The 9,430-nt window shown below is 60.0% G+C and carries 10 protein-coding genes and 1 pseudogene; 4 read left to right on the top strand and 7 right to left on the bottom strand.

Annotated features, from left to right (window positions below; translation table 11 throughout):
* Nucleotides 1-365: 365 nt before the first annotated feature.
* From ABIB45_RS22110 to ABIB45_RS22080, 7 genes are all read right to left on the bottom strand, one after another.
* Nucleotides 366-1,367, bottom strand: coding sequence for a heme-dependent oxidative N-demethylase family protein (locus tag ABIB45_RS22110; protein WP_354217982.1), 1,002 nt, complete (start codon nucleotides 1,365-1,367; stop codon nucleotides 366-368).
* Nucleotides 1,364-2,350, bottom strand: a complete 987-nt coding sequence (locus ABIB45_RS22105; RefSeq protein ID WP_354217981.1) for a PDR/VanB family oxidoreductase — start codon at nucleotides 2,348-2,350, stop codon at nucleotides 1,364-1,366. Before ABIB45_RS22105 ends, ABIB45_RS22110 begins: the two co-directional genes overlap by 4 nt.
* Nucleotides 2,347-2,829 carry a dimethylamine monooxygenase subunit DmmA family protein gene (locus tag ABIB45_RS22100; protein WP_354217980.1) on the bottom strand — a complete coding sequence of 161 codons (483 nt, stop codon included), beginning with the start codon at nucleotides 2,827-2,829 and terminating at the stop codon, nucleotides 2,347-2,349. The genes ABIB45_RS22105 and ABIB45_RS22100 overlap by 4 nt, the downstream gene beginning before the upstream one ends.
* 9 nt (nucleotides 2,830-2,838) lie before the next feature.
* A complete protein-coding gene (locus ABIB45_RS22095) occupies nucleotides 2,839-3,219 on the bottom strand; it encodes a cupin domain-containing protein (protein ID WP_354217979.1) in 381 nt (126 codons plus the stop codon).
* Nucleotides 3,220-3,708: 489 nt separating this feature from the next.
* Nucleotides 3,709-5,193: an APC family permease gene (locus ABIB45_RS22090; protein ID WP_354217978.1), complete on the bottom strand. Its 1,485-nt coding sequence runs from the start codon at nucleotides 5,191-5,193 to the stop codon at nucleotides 3,709-3,711.
* A gap of 487 nt (nucleotides 5,194-5,680) precedes the next feature.
* A complete protein-coding gene (locus ABIB45_RS22085) occupies nucleotides 5,681-6,388 on the bottom strand; it encodes a cache domain-containing protein (protein WP_354217977.1) in 708 nt (235 codons plus the stop codon).
* Nucleotides 6,385-7,074 (bottom strand): FadR/GntR family transcriptional regulator, encoded by a 690-nt coding sequence (locus ABIB45_RS22080; protein ID WP_354217976.1) that lies wholly within the window; start codon nucleotides 7,072-7,074, stop codon nucleotides 6,385-6,387. The genes ABIB45_RS22085 and ABIB45_RS22080 overlap by 4 nt, the downstream gene beginning before the upstream one ends.
* Before the next feature lie 361 nt (nucleotides 7,075-7,435).
* Between ABIB45_RS22080 and hxlB the strand changes: the two genes are divergently transcribed.
* From hxlB to ABIB45_RS22060, 4 genes and pseudogenes are all read left to right on the top strand, one after another.
* The gene (hxlB, locus tag ABIB45_RS22075) at nucleotides 7,436-8,035 is read left to right on the top strand and encodes a 6-phospho-3-hexuloisomerase (RefSeq protein WP_354217975.1); all 600 of its coding nucleotides are present in this window, start codon (nucleotides 7,436-7,438) and stop codon (nucleotides 8,033-8,035) included.
* 82 nt (nucleotides 8,036-8,117) lie between these two features.
* Entirely contained in the window at nucleotides 8,118-8,741 is a 624-nt protein-coding gene (hxlA, locus tag ABIB45_RS22070) for a 3-hexulose-6-phosphate synthase (protein ID WP_354217974.1), read from the top strand.
* 236 nt (nucleotides 8,742-8,977) lie between these two features.
* Nucleotides 8,978-9,193 (top strand): hypothetical protein, encoded by a 216-nt coding sequence (locus ABIB45_RS22065; protein ID WP_354217973.1) that lies wholly within the window; start codon nucleotides 8,978-8,980, stop codon nucleotides 9,191-9,193.
* Between the two features lie 46 nt (nucleotides 9,194-9,239).
* Nucleotides 9,240-9,430, top strand: a pseudogene (locus tag ABIB45_RS22060) (glucose-6-phosphate dehydrogenase); the annotation flags it as partial.

The raw sequence follows: 9,430 nt of genomic DNA, 5'->3' as shown, positions 1-9,430 counted from the left end.
AATCTCCTCACGGGAGAGCGGATCGAGCGGGTGTGCTACCCCGACCTCGGTGTGGATTTCAGTGTTGAGAGTCATGGTTTTCTCCTTGGTTCTTTCTTGAGGATGAGATCCCCTATGGCCTGACAGGCGAGTTGCCCCGTGACATGAGCGGCGTTGGCGAATACGTGGCAGACCACTCATGTGCTTGAAACTGCCTGGAGGACGCCGGGACTGGACGTTGCCAGCGGAGCTCAACTCTGAACTCCGCTGGCGTGATACCAGTCACGTGTTCCTCGTTGCAGCCAAGCTACGTGAAATAAATCATTTAGTCTAGCTTTTTTTAGGGATATTCTCTTATTGCTCTATTTATGGCGCGCTGCGGGCGTTTAGCGGGCCAGCAGCCAATCAGATGCTGCTTTGCGGTAGCGGATGATGCCTTTGTACTCGGCCATGTCCTCGGGAAGTTCTGCCAGGACGTGGCCGAGTTTGTTCCGCCAGGCGGGGACTTTGGCGATGTCACTGAGGGGCAAGAGGTAGCTGCGTATCAGGAACAGCACGACGCCGGTGTGGGGTAGGCGGATCAGGTGCTGGACTTCAACCCGGAGGTGGAGCTTGTCGGGCATGTCGGGGTCGGTGGCAATGGTTCCGCGGTCCGGGCCCCATTCGGGGTAGGTTTCGGTGGAGGTGTCCAGGCGCTGGCCGATGGTCATGGTCCAGTTGGTGCGGCGGAACTGCTCTCCGGGTTGGAGCCGCATGAGGAATTGCTCAGCGCGTGCGACGATGTTTTCTTCCTTGACCCGGGGAACGGGGCCGTGGATTTCCAGGAAGCTCATGCCGACATCGAAATTGAAGGACCAGTCCGCGGCGAAGGTGACCAGGCCGGCGTCGAGCCACATCGTGTTGTCCCGGACGTCGAGCAGGACGATGTCGTCCTGGATCTGTGTGCCGAGGAACCGGATAGGCTCCATGGGCAGCGAGTCCTCATCGCCCATAATGAATTCAATGTCCAGGCCCTGCAGCTTGTTCTGCCAGCGGCAGGCGCTCCCTTCCCGGTGGAAGGACATGATTTCCGGGTTTTCCTCTGCCATGGCCGGCAGGAGCATCGCTATCGTGTCCCACACGGCGGGCCGCATGTGGGGCAGGACCTGCATGCGTGACGGGTCGCGGGCCAGGATCGCCTCGCGGTCCGCAAGTTCCTGATGGTAGAACTCGTCGATGTCGATCACCCCGGCACCCCAGGAACCGGCCTCTGTATTCTTTTCCTTATTGGCCGGTTCGACGTTCGCGCTGTAGCGGTATGTGTCGGAGGCAAATGGAAAGGGAAAGCGCCTGATCCGTTCCGCGAGGAGTGCGGCGTCAGGATCGGTTTCGATGATCGTGCTACTCAAAGGTCCAACTCCAATTCTGGGTCGTTGCTACGCGAAACGCAGCACATCATTGTGGTGTTCGCGGCTTTTTCCTGGTCGGATAGGTAAAGGTCCCGGTGCTGGGGTGCGCCGCCAAGCACGGGCAGGACGCATTCGCCGCAGATGCCTTTACGGCACATATTGGGAATGGTTTTCCCTGCTGTTTCGAGCGTCTCCAGCAGCGAAACGCCTGCCTGGACTTCCAAGCTGACGCCGCTGCGTGCCAGATGCACCGTAAAGGGTTCACCAGCGTCCAGTTCGGCTGCGCCAAAGGCTTCTGAGTGGAGCCGGGACGATGACCAGCCTTGGCTCCGGGCCTCCTCCAGGACCGCGTCCATGAAGACAACCGGACCGCACACGTAAAGGTGGGTGCCGAGGGGCTGCGTTGTGAGCGCTTCCGCCAGAACGTTTTGGAAACTGCCCCGGTCGGTGCACTCGACCAAAGCGGTCAACCCCGGCCCCAGCAGTTCCCGCGCTTCCGCCACGTGGGCGCCGGCGTCTGGCCGGTGCACGTAGATCATTGAAGCTGTGTTGCCACGTTCCACGGCGGCCCTGGCATGCGAAAGAATCGGTGTGATCCCGATTCCTGCAGCAACAAGCAGATGATGCGTCGCCGTTGATGCGGGAGCAAACGCACTCCGGGGGCGCGAAACGTTAACACGGTCACCGACGCAAAGCCGGTGCATGGCCACGGAGCCGCCGGCGCCTTCTTCGACCCTCAGAACAGAGATGGTGTAATCGGATGGTGCGTTGCCTGAACCTGTCAGCGAGTACGCATTGACGCCGCTCCCGTATTGGACCACCAGGTGGCTCCCCGGGACATAGGAGGGCAACGTTCCACCTTCCGGAGCAGCCATCGTAATGCTGACAATCGATTCCGTTTGACGGCTGACGTCCATCACCTCCAGCTGGAGGCCTCCCTCCACCGCCGGGTGGGCCTGGGGCTGGAGCGCCATCGCGGTCATGCTGCCTCCTCGGCATGGGCTGAGTAGCCCAAATATGAGCCAATTCGTCGGGAAAAATGATCAGTGACGGTCAAGGTGGTGGCGCATCCTTGACACTTCACCTCGGTGCCGGCTGCCTCATCAGTGGTGGTGGTAATGCAATGCGGGCAATAAACAAACCGGGGTCCGGTTTCCTGGGGCAGGAGTGTTACTTCCTCGCCCAGGAGTCCGCAGTCCGCGGCGGCTGCGGCGGCTGCACGGATATCAGTTGTGGGGCCGGCGAGGACAAGGCGGGCGCCTACACGGGCAGTGCTGAATACAGACTTCAGTTCCGAGAGGCTGTCGGCGGTTGCTGCTTCGAAATGGAGATCGTAGCGGGGCTGGCCATCGGTTTCTGGAACTGCGGTGTCATCTGTGAGTCCAAAAGATACACAGATGACACCGCGGAAACCAGGTTCCAGGCCGTTGCCGGCTGATGGCGGCATGGACGCGGAACGCATGGCCGGTCCTTACGGGTTGAAGGTGCGGTCGCCGGCGAAGAACCCCAGGCCGTACTCGGGGGTCTCGAACTTGACGGTGGTGCCCTTGGGGAAGAACAGCACGTCGCGTTCCCTGGCGTGCGTGACTTCGCCGGTGGTCTGGTCCGTGAGGATGAACTCGCCCTTGATGACGACCTTCATCTCGTCGTAGGTGTAGGTGTACACCAGCGGCTCGGAAGCCTTCAGCTCGAAGAAGCCGGCGCACATGACCGAACCCTCGGGGTTGTGGAGGGAGTCGCCGATCGCGGCGACCGTCCCGGGCTCGTCCATCGACGGCAGGCCGATGAACCCGTTTTCTACCTTGTGGATGGATCCGGCCTTGCTCAGTGTTCCTACGAGGGTGGTTTCCATGGTCTCTCCTATGAATAGTGTTGTGAAAGTGTTGTCAGAACGGTTGCTCTTTTAGTGCGTTGCGACGGGGGCTGAATAGCAAGCCAGGCGCCGACTGGGACTCGGGAAGGGGCGTGTTGTGTATGGCCGGCCGGGCTCTGCTCTGAGCCCTGCTGGTGTGATGCGAGTCACGCTCCTCGTCCTATGTGCAAACCTACGGGACGTAATTCATCTAGTCCAGTCCTTTTTAGATAATTAAGGCCCAAGAATTAAGATTTATTTTCCTTTCCGCACTGTTGACAGGCAAGCAGCCGCCAGAAACGCGCTCACGGCGGATACCGGGCCGTGTAAATGCCCGGTATCCGCCGTGAAATCAGCACGTACCACTGTCCGCCCGGTGGGCTCGGCGACCACCATGCCCTGTACTACGCCGCTAGGACGCAACTCGCGGTGGACATGATCAGGGCACATGCGCCGGACTCTTCAGCTGGAAAGCCCTGGCCGGCTCCGTCATCTGGGATTTGGAACCTTTTCAAGATCTCCGGCGTCCTCGTCTGAAGAGGGAATAGCGGCTGCTTTGTCCTTCAGCCGGCGGGATTCATGCTGGGTATACAACCAGATGGGTATGTAGAGCGATAGTACGAGGAAACCAACCCAGGTTGAGGTCCAACCGACCTCCAGGCTGTTCAGGTAGACCACGCCGACCAGGCAGAGGGGCAGATTGAACAGGCCAAAGACCAGGGCCACCTTTTTCCAGCCCTTGGGTGCTTTGAAGGGCCGTTCGAGGTTGGCGAAGGCCGGGTGATTCTTAGCCTTTACGTAGGCGAACAGGCTGATGCCGTTGGCGCAGGTGTAACCAATCGCGGACGCCGCAAGTATTGCCGCCGGGGTTCCCATCGAAATCAGCACCAGGTTGAAGGCCCCGATAACCAGCATGGCAACAAACGGAGTCCCTTGGCGGTTTGTCTTGCCAAGAACCCTGGGGAGGTTGCCTTCGCTGGACATGGAGTGCATGGCGCGGGAGGAGCCCAGGTAGGCCGTCTGGATGATGAGGATCATGGCGGCGATCAGCATGATGATGGTGACCATGGTGCCGGCTTGGCCGAACACGGCCTGGGCCACTGGAATCAGGGGCGACAAGGGCTCGGCCAGTACGCCTTCAACACCGAGCACGCCGATCACTGCAGATTGCACTGAGACAAATGAGAAGAAGCAGATGATGCCGCACGCATACAGCGCTTTGGGAACATCCCTGGACGGGTTTTTGTATTCGGGGCCGTAGATGGCCGCCGTTTCCCAAGCGCAGGCACTCCACTGTGCGATCGCAAAGATGCCAAAGAGAATCAGGATGTGGTGCATGTCCCAGGCCCAGTCGGCCGGCATCCAGCTGCCGGTGATGTTTGACAGGTCGACATTCCCGGTGGCGAAAGGCGCTACGGTCAGGACAATGAGGGGTATAAGAGAGAACGCAGCCAGGACGTAACCCAGTTTGGCGCCGTCCTTGAGGCCGAACCAGTTGACGATGAACAGTCCGGTGAAAATCACCAGGCCGGAGATCAGGGCAAGCTGATACTCGGTGAATGTCTCGGCCAGCACCGGAAACAGCCCATGCAGGTAACCGCCGACCAGGATCGAAAAAATTGCCAACACAGGGTTCCAGGCAAACCAGTAGCTCCAGGCACTGAAGCCCCCGATCAGCTTGCCCTTGTCGTACTTGCCCTTGTAGTTCTCAGTCCGGAATACGTGCTGCGCAAATCCCGGCAGGCCGGAGGCCTTGGGGAACGTGGTGGCCATCTCGGCATACGCGGTGCTCTGCATAAAACCCTGAAGGACAGAGATTCCCCAGACCAGAATTGCCGCGGCCGACACATACATTGGCAGGTAGCCCAACGAGGGCAAAATCAGCAAGGGCACACCCAGCGCAATGGCCAAACCCTGCTTCCAGTCGATCGACCTTTCCAGGTGATCTTTGCTGTCTAAACGATTTTCACTCATAAAATCTCCCTAAAACTACTCAAGTCGTCTCTGACTTCTTCGTTATGGAACTCGGTTTTTGGACCTCCCAGTGGCTGTGGGAAACCACAACTATCCAGCCCGGCGTGTTCTGCTACGGCGCCAATCAGCAGTGCGATATTGCAGCTGCATGTTGGTCCGGACGACGGACTGGCAGGGAAACGAGACAGGCTCCCGGTGCGCGCAGGGGTAAAGCTATGCCGACAAGTGCGCCAAGGGGTCGCTCGCAGGCCACCTTCAGGAATTGAGCTCTCGTGACGTGGACAAGATTGTTGTCCGAGCTAGCGAAGTTCTTCCTCTGGTGCCGAAGGACTAGTGACTGCTCCACGGTAGGACATGTGTAACAGATCACTCCCAGAGGTTACAGCTTAAAAGCTCTATTCCGATAGCTTTTATTTGCAGAACTTTTTCCCGCTTCGGTGACCCCAGCCTTTCTTTGGGTCTGGGGGAGTGCCCGTCTAGACCGCGTCTAGACCGTGTAAATCAGGGAGAGCCCCAGGTGAGGGACGTCAAGGGCCAACCGATGCTGGTTGGGGTAGCCGGACTTAATCCGCTCACCAACGAGGTATAACCCGGAGTTGCCGAGAATGACGCGGTCGCTGGCGTTGACGAGGGCCGCATCTCCGGGAACGGCGCGCAGGGTGGGCATGATGAGGGGTTCCAAGTCCTTGATCCGGATGTCGCAGGCAGCCACGCCAGTAAAGCGGCCATGGACAGAAAGCGGAGCCGCAAAGGTCAGGATGTATTCCTCGAAGCCGAGGAAGTCCACATATGGCCCCCACAGGCTCTGCTCACCTGTGGAAGCGGCGGTGGAGAAGAATGGCAGCTTCTCATAGTCGTAATAGCGGCTGCTGCCTGGAGTCATGTCGAGGTCGAGCCTGCCGATGGTGCCGTGTTCCTTGCGGGCCCACCAGTCCAAAGCCGGCACCCCCTCCTCGAGGGTTTCCACCGCGAAGAAGGTCCCGGACCCGGCTGCATAGCTGTTCTTCGTCAGGAACTCCCGGGGAAATTCATCCAAGCCCTTGAGGGAAGCCCTGTCGGCGCGGGACTTGCCGGCGAGATTCCGTTCCAGGAGGGAGGAAACGTCGCTGGAGAGCTTAGCGACCTCAGCGCAGACGCCGCTCAGCCAGGAAGACAGGGCGGTGGCAGCATGTACGACTTCAGCGGCGGGCTTCATTGACCATCCTGGGTTGATTGGGCGTAGCCGAGGGTGAGCTTCTTGTCGATCAGGTGGAAAATGTTGCGCCTGATGTGCTCAAGGACAAGTTTCTGGGCTTTCTCGGGCTGGTCCTGGGCGACTGCCCGGACCAATTCCAAGTGTTCAGCGGTTGCCTGTTCGGGGTCAAATTTCACCGTGAGGGGAGTCCAAAGCTGCTGAACTGTCTCTTCCTGAAGCCGGATCTCGGCGTTGGCAAGTCTCGGTGACTGGGCGGCTATTGCCAACTCGATGTGGAAGCGGCTGTCAGCAGGTGCACGCACTTCGGGGGTATCGGCCAGTACCAATGCTCGCGCAAGTTCCTGAAGCCGCTCGAAGTCATGTGCTTCGGCGCGCTCACAGGCCAGGCGCACGGTGGTGGCTGCGATAGCGGAATGTTCGTCTCCGATGTCACGTATTTCCGAAATGGACGTCGAGAGGAACCAGTCCCGGATGGCGTCAGTCTGGGTGCGAGGCTGGCGGACGACGAACGTCCCCCCGCTCCGGCCTCTGCGGGTCTCCACGACTCCACGCTCGCGCAGTTCCCCCAAGGCTTCGCGAAGTGTCGCGCCGCCAACCCCAAACATTTCCGAGAGCGCCGCTTCAGGTGGCAAACGTTCACCTACTTTGAGCAGCCCGAGGCCGATGGCCTTGGTAATCCTGTCCACGATCGCGTCGGCCCTCTCGATTTCCGGCAGGGACCGATAAATCTGGGACTGGAATGAGGACGGCGAGGCCAAAAGTCTGCGCTCCGGGAAATGGGCTACGGGTCGGTCGATAACAAGCAATCCGGAAAGTACGTGGCGGTGGACTTAGCTTGTTCTCCAGAGTCTATGCAATAAATCCTTCAAAACTGCGGCTTTCCGGCACTTTCCACCCGACTCCGGCAGGAGCGCCAATCCTTAAGTGTAGTAAGAACCGTCAGAAAACAGTGTTACCCCTGCCCGTTCGCTTCGGGAGTATGGATATCAACCAGAAAGCGTCGTTCGGTTCCTACGGACCGACGACCGGATAGAAGGGGAAAACATCGTGAATCCGACAGCAAACGCAACGCTTACCGGGTACAGCAGTACGGATGACATCGTCCGGAATCTCGCGCTAGTTCAGAACGAGATCGCGGACACAGCGGCCAAGATCGACGAACAGCAGATCGCCGACGTGGCCCGTCACCTGAGCCATCCTGGTCGTGTGTTCTTCGCCGGAGCCGGCCGAAGCGGGCTCGTCCTGCGGATGGCCGCCATGAGGCTGATGCACCTGGGCCTGAACGTCCACATCGCCGGTGACACCACCACTCCCGCGATTGCTTCCGGAGACCTGCTCCTGGTGGCCTCCGGATCGGGAACAACCTCGGGGGTTGTCAAGTCAGCCGAAACAGCGGCTAAGGCGGGTGCACGGATTGCCGTGTTCACCACCAACGCGAGTTCACCGCTTGCCGGCCTCGCTGATGCGCTGGTCATCCTTCCCGCGGCCCAGAAGACCGACCACGGCTCCAGCGTTTCCCGCCAGTACTCGGGGTCCCTCTTCGAGCAGGTACTTTTCCTCGCCACCGAAGCACTCTTCCAGTCCCTGTGGGACAACACGGATGTGCCTGCCGAAGAGCTCTGGCTCAGGCACGCAAACCTCGAATAATCGAGGCTCAGATTTCACCCACCGCAGTATCCACTCAATTTTCAACACCCATCGCATTTCCCAACAGAAAGAAAACACCATCATGAAGCTCCAAGTTGCTATCGACCTGCTGACCACCGAAGCCGCCCTCGAACTCGCCGGCCAGGTTGCCGAATTCGTTGACATCATCGAGTTGGGTACCCCGCTGATCAAGGCTGAAGGCCTCTCTGTCATCACCGCGATCAAGAACGCCCACCCGGACAAGGTTGTTTTCGCTGACCTCAAGACCATGGACGCTGGCGAACTTGAAGCCGACATCGCCTTCAAGGCCGGCGCTGACCTGGTCACCGTGCTCGGTGCAGCCGACGACTCCACCATCGCCGGCGCCGTCAAGGCTGCCAAGGCCCACAACAAGGGCGTTGTCGTTGACCTCATCGGCATCGAGGACAAGGTGACCCGGGCCAAGGAAGTCCGCGCCCTGGGTGCAAAGTTCGTTGAGATGCACGCCGGCCTGGACGAGCAGGCAAAGCCCGGCTTCGACCTGACCGGTCTGCTCCGCGCCGGCGCAGAAGCCCGCGTTCCGTTCTCCGTGGCAGGCGGCGTAAAGCTCGCCACCATCGCAGACGTCCAGAAGGCAGGCGCCGATGTCGCCGTTGCCGGCGGCGCCATCTACGGTGCAGCCGACCCGGCACTGGCAGCCAAGCAGCTCCGCGCCGCCATCAACTAACCAACCGGTTGACGGCGGCGTCCCGCACTCCCAACAGCCGCGGGACGCCACCTCCGGGCTGCAGGACCTCTTGATAGGGGGCCTGCAGCCCGGATGTCTTTCCTGTACTGCCCGCGGGGATACGTCACCGCGGGCAGTACGGTTCAGTGCTGAATCCGATTCCAGGAACACAACACCCCAAAGACGTGGGGTTGGCGCATGGGCGCACTTAAACCCATGGGAAGGAACTGTTCAAAATGCGTAGCTACGCCACACACAATTTAGAAGTAGTTGTTACCGAGCCAAGCCGTCTTTACGAGTTGCTCGACGACGCCGAGGCCACCCTCAGGCAGGTAGCCAGGCCGCACTGCTATTCCGGCATTCTGGTTACCCGGCATACTCCCAGCCGGTACACGCTCGCCCTCAGCGACACCGTTCCCTACGGTGAGACCCGCGAGCAGATCCTCTCCTAAGCACCGGTGCGCGGCTGCACTGCCCTGTCGAAAGTTAGAAGCCAGCATGTCACTTACCTACGTTGATACAAGTGCGAGGACCGGGCCCAAGTCCGGCGTCAATCCGCTCAGGGATCCGCGGGACCGTCGGTTGTCCCGGATTGCCGGTCCGTCGTCGTTGGTGCTTTTCGGGGTGACTGGGGATCTTGCCCGTAAGAAGCTCATGCCGGCCGTGTATGACCTCGCGAACCGGGGTCT

The sequence above is a fragment of the Arthrobacter sp. UYCo732 genome (assembly GCF_040547265.1).
Classification (GTDB): Bacteria; Actinomycetota; Actinomycetes; order Actinomycetales; family Micrococcaceae; genus Arthrobacter.
This window is presented reverse-complemented; position numbering and strand designations above follow the sequence as displayed.